The sequence below is a fragment of the Bacillus nakamurai genome, assembly GCF_001584325.1.
Taxonomy (GTDB): Bacteria; Bacillota; Bacilli; order Bacillales; family Bacillaceae; genus Bacillus; species Bacillus nakamurai.
Window position 1 is genome coordinate 64543 of sequence record NZ_LSAZ01000004.1, and the last position, 15163, is coordinate 79705.

The following is a 15163-nucleotide window of genomic DNA, read 5'->3' on the forward strand; positions in this document are numbered from 1 at the left end:
CAGGAATCAGCTTTTTTATTTACCTTGGCTGCGCGGTAATCTGAAAACCGAAAGTCAGATGGTCCTGCACCGGAATCCACGCGCCTATGCCTTGTGAGGTTACATTTTTCACGACAAGTTTCCGTTTGCTGCCTTTCAGCACCAAATAAACTTCACCGTACGTCACTTTCCCTTTTTCGTTAACCGCAGGAGCATACGTATGTAAATAGCCGAGCCGTTGCGGTGAGATTTTATAGATTTGGTCGCGTTTTGTGCCAGCGCCGATGACCGTTTCAAATGCGAGCGGCATGTTCGTTTTTTTCATTGCCTTTTGCATCATCATGCTTTTGACATCTTCCGCGTTCGGCACCTTCGCTGTCAGGCCGCCTTTGATTTTATATTGCTGCTCTTGCGTGTATGTGATTTCCGCTGCTTGCTGTCCGCCCCGGTTATCAACTCTGTTCGTATTGATTTTTTTGTATTGCCAGTTGGCGACGGTTTCATTTGATTGATATCCGAGCGCCCATTTCCCGAGAAATATTGTCGCGCGATAACCGACGGCAAGCGGTGAACCGGATATCGTGGATTCGTTCAGCATCTTAATCAGATGCGGATTCTCGATGTTGATTTCTGATGTATCTAACAATTCCTTAGCCAGTTTACTCGGCTGAAGCATCGGCTGGTCCTGGGAAGCATTCGGATAGGTGTTTTCCTTTGAAATGCTTGCGACAGAGTTCGGAACCTTAAACGGTTTTTTCGCGTCAGCAGATGGTACACCGAAAAAACTAAAGGATAACAGCAGAATAAGTGTGGCATGAATTAGCTTTTTCATCATATCACTCTTTCTATAGCATTTTCCTTTAGTCTTTTCCTCCCTTAATGTTGTTATCCGCACTTTTTACAGGTTAAAGCAGAAAAAATCCGATTGCCATAATGACATAAGCAGCAAGGAGCGTGGCGCCTTCAAACCAGTTTGAATCGCCGTCGTTTGAAATCATGGTCATTAATAGGACTGATGATATCATTGCGACAAGCTCAGGCAGCGTAAAGACGAGCGGCATGCTCACGGGGAAGAACACAGAACAAATCACAAGAACCGGCGCCACAAACATCGCGATCTGCAGCGTTGAGCCGACTGCAATTTCTACGGCGATATCCATTTTATCTTTGTAGGCCATAATAATGGCCGATGCGTGCTCTGCGGCATTCCCGACGATTGCCACGATAATGACCCCGATAAACAGCTCGCTCCAGCCGAACTGTTCGGCAACCGCATGGAACGTGTGGACAAGATTTTCAGAAATATAGGCGACAATGACGGTGGCCGCAAATAAGACGGCTGTCGCCCTTTTCCCCGACCATTCAGGCTTTTCTTCTTCCTTGGCTGCGGGCTGGTTCGGCTGGTACACGCCGCGGTGCGTGACAAGCTTGAAGTAAAGGGCCGCAACGTACAGGAGAATCATAATGATACTGATGCCGACACTTAAATTAAGCTTGCTTTTTTCTCCCATGTCCATCGAAAACACTTCAGGAATGACAAAAGCCACAATAATCGCAAAAATTAACAGGCCGGAATTGTGCCGGGCGTCATGAATATTGAATTCCTGCCGCTTATATTTCAGTCCGCCGATGAAAAATGACAGCCCGGCGACGAGAAGAAGGTTGCCGAGCACCGAACCGGTCAGTGAAGCGAGGACAATGCCCGTCAGCCCTTCCTTTAGGGCAAACAGCGAAATAATCAGCTCTACCGCATTGCCGAACGTGGCATTCAGCAGACCGCCGATCCGCGGGCCCGCTATAATGGCCAGCGATTCAGTCGCCCGCCCCATATAACTTGCAAGCGCGATAATCGTTACACAATAAATGATAAACAAAATAGCTGAAGGCCAATGCATCAGGCTGCCGATAACCGAAAGCGGCACACCTGCTGCGGCTGTAAAGAAAAAAATCCGATTCATGTTTTCATGGGCTCCTTTTCCGAATGATTATTTTTATATCCTTCTCAAAAACATCCTCGATTACACTTCCCGGGAAAAGCTCAATTGGCATTTTCAGGTTGCCGCCCGGCGTAAATCGGTGTACGATCAAGAAAGATACTAGTGAAGGAGAAATACGCATGTCTCGACTGCATTTCTTTATTTTGATCCTGCTTGTTTCGATCTCCGGGTTTTCCCAAGGAATGCTTTTGCCGGTCATCTCCGTCATTTTTGAAACGAATGGAGAATCTGCCGCCATGAACGGATTCCACGCCACCGCCCTATACATCGGAGTCCTTTTGGCGTCGCCGTTCATGGAGGCCCCGCTTAGAAAGCTTGGGTTCAAACCGCTGATTGTAACAGGCGGATTTCTTGTCATCATAAGCTTATTCAGTTTCATTTGGCTTCAATCCATATGGATATGGTTTTTACTGCGCCTTCTCGTCGGAATCGGGGATCATATGCTTCACTTTTCGACGCAGACGTGGGTGACCTCAAGATCAACGGCGCAAAACAGAGGCAGAAATATTTCGCTGTACGGGCTGTCATTCGGCCTTGGATTTGCATTCGGACCGTTTATGGTGCCTCTCGTGAAAGCAAGTCCGTCGCTGCCGTTTATCGTTTCAGGCTGTATCAGCCTCGCTGCCTGGCTGTTTGTGTTTTTCTTACGTAATGAGTTCCCCGCGGCCAGCCCTGATGAAACATCAGGTGACAACAGCGCAAGACGTTTTTACCGGGCCGTGCTTTTGGGCTGGGTGGCTTTTCTGCCGGCATTCGGCTATGGTTTTTTAGAAACGGCGCTGAATGGGAGCTTTCCCGTATACGCCTTGCGCTTGGGCATTTCCATTGATGCTGTGGCGCTGATATTGCCCGCGTTTGCGCTCGGAAGCATTTTGTTCCAATTTCCGCTCGGTATCTTAAGTGATAAATTCGGGAGAAGACACGTCCTGCTTGTCATATTGATCGTTGGCGCCTTATGCTTTTTCACTGCCGGATTGTTTCCGTCTCCGCATGTTATCGGCGGCTGCTTTTTCATGGCCGGGATGGCGGTCGGCTCCATGTTTTCCCTCGGCATCAGCTATATGAGCGATCTTCTTCCGTCCCACTTGCTTCCGGCGGGCAATTTGCTCTGCGGCATTTCTTTCAGTCTCGGAAGCATGATCGGCCCTGTGGCCGGGGGCTGGTACATGCAGCGGTTTGAAAGCGCCAATTTGTTTTACTTTATTACGGTGATCCTGCTCGGTATTTGGCTTGCGCTCATTTTCGGAAAAACGAAGCAGACGCCGGCGGATAACCGTTATTCCTCCTCCGCTTCATAAAAAAATCCGCCTGATATGTTCAGGCGGATTTTTTCTAGTGGTATCCGTTTTGTCCGTTAGCGCTTCCGCTTGTTTTATTCTTTGAACCGTTTTTTGAATTTTGTTTATTGTGGCTTCCGCCTTTTTTAGTATGCTTGGTCATGAACGATCCCCTCCGTTTTTTAGATTTGAATGTTTTCGTTCCCTTATAGTTTGCGCTCACGATAGGGATTTTCATCAGGAAACTTTTTACGTTTATGTAAAAGCGCGTTGATTTCTCCGCCTAAAATCAGTAAGGTTCCGGTTAAATAAAACCAGATCATAAGAACAATAATTCCCCCAATGCTCCCGTATGTCGCGCTGTAGTTCGCAAAGGTGCCTACGTAAAATGAAAACAGCATGCTGACGATAATCCAGCCGGCAGCGGCAAAAACAGCGCCGGGAAGCACAAAACGGAAAGACAGCCTTTTATTCGGGGCGAAAATGTAAAGCGCCGTAAACACAATTAAAAGAATGAGCGGGCTGATCACCCAGCGGACAACAGACCAAACATTTAAAAACAGATCGGGGGCGCCGATAAAATCAGCGGCCAACAGACCGATTTCCCTGCCGAATACAGGCAGCAAAAGCGCGATTAAAATCGTGATCACCATCGCAATGGTTAAAAAAATTGAGGTTAGGCGAATGATAATAAATGAGCGGTTTTCTTCGACTTCATATGCATGATTAAACGCCCTTACGATGGCGTTCATTCCGTTAGAGGCCGACCAAAGCACGGCGATAATCCCGAATGATAAAAGCCCGCCGCTTCGGTTGTTTAATGTTTGCTCCGCAATGGATTTCACCATTGACATTGCGCTGTCAGGCGCATATTGATCAACTGCGCCGAGCACGTCTTCTTTTGATATGGGGAGATAAGCGGTGAGCGTCAGCATAAAAATCATTAACGGAAACAAAGACAGAAGAAAAAAATACGCCAGCTCCGCAGATTTACTTTGTCCTTCGTGCAGAGTAAACCTTGCGAACAGCTCCTTTATAAAGCTCATGACATCCCACCTCAATTCATCGTCTTTTTGGAAAAATGCTCCTTCGTTTCTTTCAACAGCTCAATGACTTTCGGTGTCGTTTTCTTCAGCTCGGTAATCTGCCTGTTTAAAAAATCCAGATCATTCGACAGTGTATTAGCGATTCTTTTTGCTTCAGCGAGTTTTGCCGCCGCGTCCTCTCTTAATAAGGCCGAGTCACTTCGGTAAAGCTTCACCCGCTCTTTGCACATCTGCATACTGCGGGAGCATGCTTCTCTTGTCGGCTTATGTAAAAGGGATAATGCTCCGCCTGCGGCAGCGCCGATCAGCATCGCTTTAGCCAACATACGTTTTTGTTTCATTTTTTTTATCCCCCTTATAAATGATGATCTTTTTTAATGGATTCAAGCAAATGCCGGCAGCCTGATTCAATCAAAGCGTACACTTCGCTGAAATTCCCGGTGTAATACGGATCAGGAACATCCGCAAGGTCGGCATCCTTTACATAATCAAGTAGCCGGCCGATCTTGGCCGCTTTTTTATAACCGGCCATGCTGCGCAAGTGCCCGATATTTTCCGCATCCATCGCAATGACGTAATCGAAATCGGTCAGATCAGACTCACGCACCTGCCTTGCTGTGATGCCGCTTGTGCTGATCCCTTTTTGCTTGAGAATATCCTGTGTTCCTTCATGCGGCGGATTTCCCGTATGCCAAGCGTCGATTCCTGCTGAATCCGTTTTAATCTCCCCTTCAAGCCCGTTTTTCTTCACCATATCAGAAAATACCGCCTCTGCCATAGGTGACCGGCAAATGTTTCCTAAACAGACAAACAGCACATGTATCATATCGATAACCTCCCTATTCTTTCCCCATATTTTGAGGATCAGAAACCTTACCATCATCTTAGCAACTTTTTCACCCTTTCGGAAATAAACTTTTATTCCAAATGAATTCTGTTAGAATAAAGGATACGAATACGGTCATGAAAGGATGCATGAATTTGCCGAGCCAACAAACAGAAACATTAAACCAAATGATTGAAGACATTTCGCAAAAACTTAACATGCTCAATGTCGGCGTCATCAAAGCCGAAGACTTCAGCGATGAAAAAATCGAGGATCTGACATACCTTCATCAAATGGTGATGAAAAAAGAGTCATTCAGCCCGAGTGAAATGCAGGCCATTGCTCAAGATCTCGCCTCTCTTCGGAAATAGTTTTCATGCGGACTTGCCGAAAAAGCGGCGGGTCTTTTTTTATGCCTCCTGCTTAAAAAAGTAAAAAAATAATGTTCATGAATTTGACATAAAAAAAAGAAGGAGTATGATAGCTCTGAAAGTTGGTAGAACGATATACCTGCCTATTTATTTGTGTTCACAGCAGGAATTGTGTTCGTCCGCATATTCTGTTTTATCAATCCAATTTACAAAAGAAAGGCAGTGGTTCAATAAAGGGGATTGTTTCTCATATCAGTTAAAATAATGATTTAATTCTTAATTAACTACATTAGGGGATGTCATCACCAATATGGCAGCGGGGCTTTACATCAACTATTTCCTGTTGGGCATGATCAATATCATCATCGCTTCTAATATGGAGTCATTATCAAAACAGCTCCATACCTCAGCAGCCGGCGTCAGCTACTTGGTATCTGCCATCGGAATCGGAAAGCTGATTTCGCTCCTGTTCGCATGAAAACTCTCGGATACATTCGGAAGACGGCCGTTTATCGTGGCGGGCGCGTTTATTTATCTTATTTTCCTTATCGGTATTCCGCTTTCCACAAACTATACGGCTGCCTTTATCTTTGCCATTTGCGCGGGGATCGCCAACTCTTTCTTAGATTCAGGAACATATCCGGCTCTCATTGAAGGGTTTCCGAAAAACGCCAGATCGGCGACTGTGTTAATTAAGGCATTTGTATCCATCGGCGCAGCCGTACTTCCGTTCTTTATCGCGTTTGTTGCGGACAGGCATTTATTTTACGGATGGACGTTTTTCGTTCCGCGCATTATTTTCTTCTTAAACAGATTTTTCCTGTTAAAGGTTCCGTTTCCGAATCATAAACAAAAAGAAGATGGCGAAGCTGCCGAAGCTGTCCCGTCAGAAAATCAATTTAAGACACAGCCGTCTATTTGGCGCGAAGGTCTTGCCATTATCATTTTAGGTTTTACATCCACCGCGCTGTTTATGCTTGTTCAAGTATGGCTTCCAAAGTTCGGGCAATCTGTTTTAGGCATGCCTGAAGTACAAGCAGTAACATTATTAAGTTATTACAGCATCGGCTCACTTGTTTCTGTTATTTTGCTGGCGGTGTTATTAAACAGGGTCATTAAACCGATTACGGTGATGGTGTTGTATCCGGCGATTGCAGCCGTTGCACTGCCTGCTCTCATTTCTATTCATCAGCCGGCCGTATCCATCATCATCTCATTTGTCATCGGCCTTTCGACTGCGGGCATTCTGCAATTGGCGATGACGGTCATGGCCATTTTATTCCCTAAAAATAAAGGAACCATCACATCTTTTGTTAATATAGCATCAAGCTTATCTTTTATTGTCATTCCGCTTGTAACAGGAGCGATTTCAAAAGCGGCGGGTCTGACGCCTGTATTCCTGCTTGATATCGGGATTGCCATCGTCAGCGTCCTTCTCGCTTTGTTTATCGGCATCCGCTTTAAACAAGTGATGAAAGCCTGACTATTTTTTAAGGGAGAGGATTTATCATGAATTCCATTACAATCAAAAACACGGTCATCGGGGAAGGGCTTCCGAAAATCATTGTGCCTTTAATGGCAGCCGGCGAGAAAGAACTTCTTCAAGAAATCGAAGACGTTAATTCACTTCATCCTGACATAATTGAATGGCGGGTTGATGTGTACGAGCATGTTGATAGCTTAGATGCCGTTAAGAACATGATTCAGAAAGTACGAAAAGCGGCCGGTGACACACCTTTGCTCTTCACTTTCAGAAGCCATAAAGAAGGCGGAAATAAAGTCATTGAAGACAGTTTTTACGTTGAACTGGTGAAAACAGCGATTGAAACGAAGCAGATTGACCTCGTTGACGTGGAATTGTTCACGGGTGAAGCCGAAGTAAAATCGATTGTGGCAGCAGCGGAAGCGAACGGTGTATACGTCGTCATGTCGAATCATGATTTTCATAAAACACCGGAAAAAGAAGAAATCATCTCCCGCCTGCGCAAAATGCAGGAATACGGCGCGCACATTCCTAAAATTGCAGTGATGCCGCAATCAACGGAGGATGTCTTCGTATTATTGGATGCCACACATACGATGAAAAAGGCATACGCAGACCGGCCGATTATCACAATGTCTATGGCCGGAACAGGCCTGATCAGCCGCCTTGCCGGGGAAGTCTTCGGCTCCGCGTGCACGTTCGGCGCAGGCAAAGAAGCATCTGCGCCCGGGCAGATTCCTGTTGATGAACTGCGCAGTGTATTAACTATATTAAATAAAAACATGTAATTCAGGACCTGAAAAACAGATGAATTGACTAACGGAGGAATACATCATGAAGAAAGACTTAGGACGCATTAACGGAAAAACACAACTCATCGGATTGTTTGCCACACCGATCGGACACTCATTATCTCCGACGATGCATAACCTGGCATTTAAAAAATTAGGGCTGAACTACGCTTACCTCGCTTTTGAAGTCGGGAATGAACAGCTTCAAGATGTGGTAACGGGCATGCGTGCATTAAACGTAAGAGGCTTTAACGTATCAATGCCGAACAAAATGAACATCCTTCCTTACCTTGATGAACTCGCCGATTCAGCGAAATTCACCGGGGCGGTTAATACCGTCGTCAATGAAAACGGCACATTGATCGGCCATTCCACAGACGGAATGGGATACGTCCGCAACTTAAAAGAACACGGCATTGACATTACAGGCAAAAAAATGACGCTTGTCGGTTCCGGCGGCGCGGCTACTCCGATTGCGATCCAATCCGCATTGGAAGGCCTCGGCGAAATTTCAATCTTCGCCGCAATGACGCGTTTTTCGAAAGAGCGAAAGAAAATGTCCGCATGATTAATGAGGATATGAAAGGTTCTCATTGTAAAGCGAATATCTTCCCGCTCGAAGATAAAGAAGCGCTGCGTGCCGAAATCGCATCAAGCGACATTTTCGCCAACGGTACGGGCGTCGGCATGAAGCCGCTGGAAGGCTTGAGCGTCATTGAAGATACTTCGATGCTCTGCCCGGATCTGATTGTGACAGACGTTGTGTACAACCCCGTGAAGTCTAAATTGCTCGAACAAGCTGAAGAAGCCGGCTGCCAAACCATTAACGGCCTCGGCATGATGCTTTGGCAGGGCGCCATGGCGTTTGAATATTGGACAGGCCGGGAAATGCCGGTCCAATACATTAAAGAGCAGATGTTTGAATAAGAAATTATCCAAAGCGCTGAGAGACACATCGTCTCCCGGCGTTTTTTCATTCACCCTCTCCCCTTTCTTCTCAGGCAAGAAAACGATTATAATGATTGTAAGAATCCATACCAAGTGAGGAATGCGACGTATGAAACAACAAAAAAAACGGGTGACACTTCAGCAAGTGGCCGAGCATGCAGGCGTGTCAACATCCACCGCCTCTCTGATCGTCCGGAATAATCCGCGAATTTCAGAAGCGACCCGCGAAAGAGTGCTGCAATCCATGCGGGAGCTGGGTTATGTATATGATCGGGTCGCCGCGAATTTAAGATCACAGACGTCGACGACTGTAGGACTGATCATTACTGACATTTCCAATACGTTTTTCTCAGAGTTTCTGATCGGTGTGCAAAATACGCTGGAAGACGTCGGGTTAACGGTGCTTTTAGGAACGACATTCGATTCTGTCGCCAAGCAGGACCAGCTTATTTCAACCATGCTGGAACACCGGGTCGGCGGATTGATTTTGTGCCCTGTTTCAGGAGCAGCCGAGGAAACGCTGGCACGCCTTGAGCAGCTTGATATTCCGGTTGTGCTCGCCGTCAGGGAAATTGCCGATGCCGACTGTGACTTTGTCGGAGCTGATTATGAGGAAGGAACCTATAAAGCCGTTCATCATTTAATAGAAAAAGGCCATAAGGACATTGCGTTTCTCGGGGGAGTGAAAAACTCTTCCACATGGACGAAACGGATGAAAGGTTTTGAAAAAGCGCTCCATGAGGCGAATCTTGAGGTAAGGAATGAATTTGTGATCGACAGCGCTCCGACCCGCGAGGAAGGATATGAAGCCGTGATGAAGCTGCTCCGTCAGCCGGCTCGTCCCTCCGCGATTTTCTGCTTCAGTGATTTGGTTGCTTTCGGCGTGATGCAAGGGGTAAGACAGGCCGGGCTCATACCGGGAGAAGATATTGACATTGTCGGATTTGATGACGTGCCGGAAGCTGAGATTTCCTATCCCCCTCTCACAACCGTTTCTTCATTTCCGCGGCAGTCAGGCAAGGAAGCCGCTCAATTGCTGCATCATAAACTTACCCATTCCCAGCACAAAAAACAGCGCATCATCCTGTCGCCTGAGCTGGTCGTCAGAGAATCTTCATAAAAAAAGCGGAACGCCTAAAGGGCGTCCAGATTAAAGAGAAAGTGGGGGTTTTGAAGACGTATGGCAAAGAAACCCTCATTCTTTTAATTTCTTTCGTTCCGAGACACAATATATTGTGTGCCTGCCTATGGGATCAGACCAGTATATTGTGTGATTAAATTTCAAAAAGGCTGTCGAGATTTTCTCGACAGCCTGAACGCCTAAAGGGCGTCCCGCTTTTATGTTAAGCAAGTAATTTTAAAGATTCGCGATTAAATGCCGGAATGTCATCTGGCGTACGGCTTGTGACCAGCTGATTTTGGCAGACAACGACTTCTTCATCCACCACGTTCGCGCCGGCGTTTTCCATATCAATCCGAATGGACGTGAACCCCGTCGCTTTGCGCCCGTCCAATGTTTTCGCGTTGATTAAAAGCTGAGGGCCGTGGCAAATGGCGAATACCGGTTTTTTATCGTCCATAAACGTTTTAGCAAATTGAACGAAGCGGTCATCCGCACGAAGCATATCCGGTGAGAATCCGCCTGGGATCAGCAGTGCATCGAAGTCTTTCGGATTGACATCATCGATGGACGCGTCCACTTTCACTTCCGCTTCCCCTTGCTTGCCTTTTACTGTTTTTCCTTTTTCCTGTTCAATGACTGTCAATTCATGTCCTGCATCTTTAAAAGCTTTTGCAGGCTCAGTATACTCGACATCCTCAAAATAGTCTGTTAACACAACTGCAATTTTTTTACCCATAGTTATACTACCTCCTGGTTGATGAAGTCTACATAAAACAATGTACCCCGGCCACACTAAAGTAAAACATACAAGGCACGGCCCTCATCATCCGGTTTTGCATAGGTCATTTTCCTCATTTTTCTTCTTTTTACAAGAATCATCATGAAATCTATATAAACTTTCACGAAATATTCTTACAATGGAACTGCATACAAAATTTGTTGAAAGGTGGAGAACAGGTGAGAATACAGAACAGACGATGCAGCGTCAATATGACACTCCGTATTCTGCTGCCCCTAGTTATGATACTTAGTCTAATCCTCCCAACATCACCCATTAAAGCAGAAGATAACAAATCCTCCCGCGTGAATCTCAGTATTTTAGCGACAACTGACGTTCATGCCAATATGATGGATTACGATTACTACAGCGACAAAGCAACAACTGAATTCGGGCTTGCCAGAACGGCGCAGCTGATTTCCAAACACAGGCAGGAAAACCCGAACACACTGCTTGTCGATAACGGAGATTTGATCCAGGGGAACCCTCTTGGAGAATACGCCGTAAAATATGAGAAAAATGATATTATCTCAGGCGCGAAGACCCATCCGATTATTGAAGTGATGAACCAATTGCACTATGATGCAGGAACACTCGGCAATCATGAATTTAATTACGGGCTCGACTTTTTAGACGGCACAATCAAAGGCGCTGATTATCCGATCGTCAACGCAAATATTAAAACAATGAGCGGCGAAAAACGCTTTACGCCGTATGTCATTCAAGACAAAACCGTGACGGATGAAAACGGAGAAAAGCAGCAGGTAAAAGTCGGCTATATCGGCTTTGTCCCTCCTCAGATCATGACGTGGGATAAAAAAAATCTCGAGGGCCGCATTCAGGTGCAGGACATTGTCGAATCCGCCAAAGAAACCATTCCGAAAATGAAGGCTGAAGGCGCCGATGTCATCATCGCCCTTGCGCACAGCGGAATTGAAAAAAAGGCGCAATCTGCCGGAGCGGAAAATGCCGTTTTTGACCTGGCAGCAAAAGTAAACGGAATCGATGCGATTGTATCCGGCCACCAGCACGGGCTTTTCCCTGATGCGGAATACAAAGGCATTGATAAATTCAACGTGGATAAAGGAACAATTAACGGAATTCCTGTTGTGATGTCGAGCAGCTGGGGCAAATATTTAGGCGTCATCGACCTCAAGCTCGAAAAAACAGACGGCGCATGGCATGTGTCTGATTCAAAAGGCAGTATCGAGCCAATCGCCGGCAGCGTGTCAGCGGAAAACGAAACCGTCGTCACCGTGAAGAACACGCATGAAAACACACTGAAGTACATTAGAGAACCCGTCGGCCAAACAAAAACCGATATTAACAGCTTTTTCGCCCAAGTTAAAGACGATCCGTCCATTCAAATCGTGACAGACGCGCAAAAATGGTATGCCGAAAACAAGATGAAGGATACGGAATATAAAAATCTGCCCATCCTTTCGGCAGGCGCTCCGTTTAAGGCCGGCGGCCGAAACGGTTCAAGCTACTACACCAATATTGCAGCCGGCGATCTTGCCATTAAAAATATCGGTGATTTATACCTGTATGACAATACGGTTCAAATCGTAAAACTGAACGGAAGCGAAGTCAAAGACTGGCTTGAAATGTCCGCGGGGCAATTTAATCAGATTGACGCCGCAAAAGGCGGCAGCCAAGCGCTTCTGAATGACAGTTACCGCTCTTATAATTTTGATGTCATTGACGGCGTCACCTATCAGGTCGATGTCACCAAGCCGGCCAAGTACAACGAAAACGGAACGGTAATTCATCCTGATTCAAGCAGGATTGTCAATCTTTCTTACCAAGGATAACCCGTCAGCGCGAATCAGGAATTTCTTATCGTCACAAACAATTACCGCGCTTCAGGGGGCGGCGGCTTCCCTCACTTGAGCAATGATAAAATCGTTTACTCATCAGCTGATGAAAACAGACAAGTATTAATGGATTATATTATCCAGCAGAAAACGATTAATCCGAAGGCCGATAATAATTGGTCCATCCTGCCGGTCAAAGGGACAAACCTTACATTTGAATCCTCTCTGTCAGCGAAACCTTTTGCCGATCGGGCAGACGACGTCGCCTATATCGGCGAATCAAAAAACGCAGGCTACGGACAGTACAAACTGCAATTCAAAGATGAGAACCCCGGCACAGACCCGCCGAAAGATGATACGTGGAAACTCACAGTCATGCATACAAATGACACGCACGCCCACCTGGATAACGCAGCAAGGCGGATGACGAAAATCAAGGAGATCAGAAGCGAAACGGACCGCAGCATTTTGCTGGATGCGGGAGATGTATTCTCCGGCGATCTCTATTTTACAAAATGGCAAGGGCTGGCCGATTTGAAAATGATGAACAAAATGGGATATGACGCGATGACCTTCGGGAACCATGAGTTCGATAAAGGCCCGACTGCTCTCGCCAGCTTCCTCAGCGGCAACGGCAGCGCCGTTGATCCGGCAGGCAAATACAATTTTCAAGCGCCGGATTTCCCGATCGTCAGCGCAAACGTTGATGTCTCCAAAGAGGCAAAGCTGAGTCCTTTTATCAAACAGCCGGACACTTTTACAGCGGAGAAAAAGAAAAAAGCAGGCATCCATCCGTACATTCTGCTTGATGTCAACGGCGAAAAAGTCGCTGTATTCGGCTTAACGACAGAAGACGCGTCAACCACCTCAAGTCCCGGAAAAAGCATTGTGTTTAATGACGCCTTCGAATCAGCGCAAAAAACGGTAAAAGACATTCAAGACAAAGAACATGTGAATAAAATTATCGCCTTAACCCATATCGGCCATCAGCGCGATCTCGATCTGGCCAAAAAAGTAAAGGGCATTGACTTAATCGTCGGCGGACATACGCATACCTTGGTTGACAAAATGGAGGTTGTTAAAAACGAAGAGCCGACCATTGTGGCCCAAGCGAAGGAATATGGCGAATATTTAGGGCGGGTTGATGTCGCGTTCGATCAAAACGGCGTCGTACAGCCCGCACAATCCGCGCTGCATGCTCTTCCGATTGACGAACAGACAAAAGAAGATCCGGACATGAAAAAAGAGCTCGATACTTTTAAAAACGAGCTCGTGTCGGTCAAAAATGAAAAAGTCGGTTATACAAAAATAGCGCTTGACGGCCAGCGCAAGCATGTCCGCTCAAAAGAAACAAACCTCGGCAACTTCATTGCTGACGGCATGCTGCAAAAAGCGAAGGAAGCCGCGGGCGCTCAATTCGCCATCACAAACGGAGGCGGAATCCGCGCAGGGATTGACAAAGGAGACATCACACTCGGAGAGGTTTTGAATGTGATGCCGTTCGGCAATACGCTTTACGTTTCGGATTTAACCGGAAAACAAATTAAAAAAGCGCTGGAACAAGGGGTAAGCGGTATTGAAGCTGAAGGCGGCGCCTTCCCTCAAGTTTCCGGACTGACCTATACGTTCACACTGAATCATAAGCCGGGTAACCGTGTTCTTAACGTTGCAGCCTTGCAGGATGACGGCAGCACACAGCCTATTTCCGATGACAAGACCTACAGGGTCGCCACCAATAACTTTGTCGGCGCCGGCGGAGACGGCTATTCCGTTTTTAACGAGGCTTCCCATAAGGAAGATCTGGGCTTTGTCGACTATGAAATTTTCACGGAGCAGCTTGAAAAATTAGGGAAACAGGTCGAACCGAAAGTAGACGGCCGCATCCAGGAAGTCTATCTTCCGACGAAACAAAAAGACGGAACGTGGGCGCTTGAAAATGATGCCGCGTTTTCCGTCTATGCGAAAAACGCCAACACACCGATTGTCTATTATGATAAAACTGACGGCGCCAAAAAAACGATTGACCTGAAAGTGACCAAAAAGCAGATCGGCCTGTTAAAGGATAGGGAATCCGATCCTTCTCTCACAATCTTTCATGACAAGTTCAGCATGAAAATGCCGATGGCCAATGTGAGCGCGGCCGACACACGGTTCGGCGTGACGCCAAAAGGAAAAATGAAAGCTTCTCTGTCAAATGTGTACGATTTTAATATGAAACAAAACAACAAAGAAGTGAAAACATTTAAAGCGCCGGTCAAGCTCACCCTGCGCATTGACAATATGAAAAAAGCAAACCATCCGAGCATTTATCATGTAGACCGGAAAAAGAAAATCTATACGAAAACAGACAATGGCTCGGTCTCACATGATATCGCCACGGGCTATACCAATCACTTCAGCGAATATACGGTATTAAATGCGAATGCAAAGAGCGCACCGCCGACAAGCGGAGATAATGGTTTCGGAAAGCAGCCTTCTTCCGGCGCCAAACCCGGCGGACATTTGCCGGGCGGCTTATTGCCTGACACCGCTACAACCATGTATTCCATCCTATTTGCCGGATTTATCATCAGCGCCCTCGGTACAGCACTTTATCTGTATCAGAGAAGAAAAGGAAAAAAGGCAAGCCAGGCATAAAAAAAGAGCGGCTCTGCAAGCTGAGCTCTCCTAATGTAATATTAGGAGAGCTTTAATATTGTGCAGACATCAAAATCTGTTTTGCAAATA

Annotated in this window: 10 protein-coding genes and 3 pseudogenes; 7 read left to right on the forward strand and 6 right to left on the reverse strand. The window is 46.4% G+C overall.

Going from position 1 to position 15163, the window contains the following annotated elements:
- Positions 1-19: 19 nt before the first annotated feature.
- Together AXI59_RS02605 and cax are read right to left on the reverse strand one after the other, a co-directional pair.
- Positions 20-814, reverse strand: a complete 795-nt coding sequence (locus tag AXI59_RS02605) for a YfkD famly protein (protein WP_156476214.1) — start codon at positions 812-814, stop codon at positions 20-22.
- Positions 815-884: 70 nt separating this feature from the next.
- Positions 885-1937 (reverse strand): calcium/proton exchanger, encoded by a 1053-nt coding sequence (gene cax, locus AXI59_RS02610; RefSeq protein ID WP_061520321.1) that lies wholly within the window; start codon positions 1935-1937, stop codon positions 885-887.
- A gap of 158 nt (positions 1938-2095) precedes the next feature.
- Here cax and AXI59_RS02615 point away from each other — a divergent pair, with 158 nt between their 5' ends.
- Positions 2096-3274, forward strand: coding sequence for an MFS transporter (locus AXI59_RS02615; protein ID WP_061520320.1), 1179 nt, complete (start codon positions 2096-2098; stop codon positions 3272-3274).
- Between the two features lie 185 nt (positions 3275-3459).
- Here the strand turns inward: AXI59_RS02615 and AXI59_RS02620 are convergent, their stop codons facing one another.
- From AXI59_RS02620 to AXI59_RS02630, 3 genes are read right to left on the reverse strand one after another with little or no spacing between them, the layout of a single operon-like run.
- The gene (locus tag AXI59_RS02620; RefSeq protein WP_061520319.1) at positions 3460-4299 is read right to left on the reverse strand and encodes a YihY family inner membrane protein; all 840 of its coding nucleotides are present in this window, start codon (positions 4297-4299) and stop codon (positions 3460-3462) included.
- An 11-nt stretch (positions 4300-4310) separates the two neighbouring features.
- On the reverse strand, positions 4311-4640 hold the full coding sequence (locus AXI59_RS02625; protein WP_061520318.1) for a hypothetical protein: 330 nt from the start codon (positions 4638-4640) through the stop codon (positions 4311-4313).
- Positions 4641-4654: 14 nt separating this feature from the next.
- Entirely contained in the window at positions 4655-5125 is a 471-nt protein-coding gene (locus AXI59_RS02630; RefSeq protein WP_061527301.1) for a low molecular weight protein-tyrosine-phosphatase, read from the reverse strand.
- Between the two features lie 155 nt (positions 5126-5280).
- On the opposite strand from AXI59_RS02630, the gene AXI59_RS02635 reads away from it, so the two are divergent.
- From AXI59_RS02635 to AXI59_RS02655, 5 genes and pseudogenes are all read left to right on the forward strand, one after another.
- Positions 5281-5496 carry a DUF1128 domain-containing protein gene (locus tag AXI59_RS02635; RefSeq protein WP_082791708.1) on the forward strand — a complete coding sequence of 72 codons (216 nt, stop codon included), beginning with the start codon at positions 5281-5283 and terminating at the stop codon, positions 5494-5496.
- Positions 5497-5806: 310 nt separating this feature from the next.
- Positions 5807-6979: pseudogene (locus AXI59_RS02640) on the forward strand (MFS transporter).
- Positions 6980-7005: 26 nt separating this feature from the next.
- Positions 7006-7767 carry a type I 3-dehydroquinate dehydratase gene (aroD, locus tag AXI59_RS02645; protein WP_061527302.1) on the forward strand — a complete coding sequence of 254 codons (762 nt, stop codon included), beginning with the start codon at positions 7006-7008 and terminating at the stop codon, positions 7765-7767.
- Between the two features lie 46 nt (positions 7768-7813).
- Positions 7814-8697, forward strand: a pseudogene (locus AXI59_RS02650) (shikimate dehydrogenase).
- 130 nt (positions 8698-8827) lie between these two features.
- A complete protein-coding gene (locus AXI59_RS02655) occupies positions 8828-9838 on the forward strand; it encodes a LacI family DNA-binding transcriptional regulator (RefSeq protein WP_061527303.1) in 1011 nt (336 codons plus the stop codon).
- A gap of 223 nt (positions 9839-10061) precedes the next feature.
- Here AXI59_RS02655 and AXI59_RS02660 read toward each other — a convergent pair whose 3' ends face one another.
- Positions 10062-10577, reverse strand: a complete 516-nt coding sequence (locus AXI59_RS02660; RefSeq protein WP_061520312.1) for a type 1 glutamine amidotransferase domain-containing protein — start codon at positions 10575-10577, stop codon at positions 10062-10064.
- A 221-nt stretch (positions 10578-10798) separates the two neighbouring features.
- On the opposite strand from AXI59_RS02660, the pseudogene AXI59_RS02665 reads away from it, so the two are divergent.
- Positions 10799-15073, forward strand: a pseudogene (locus AXI59_RS02665) (multifunctional 2',3'-cyclic-nucleotide 2'-phosphodiesterase/3'-nucleotidase/5'-nucleotidase).
- Positions 15074-15163 lie beyond the last annotated feature (90 nt).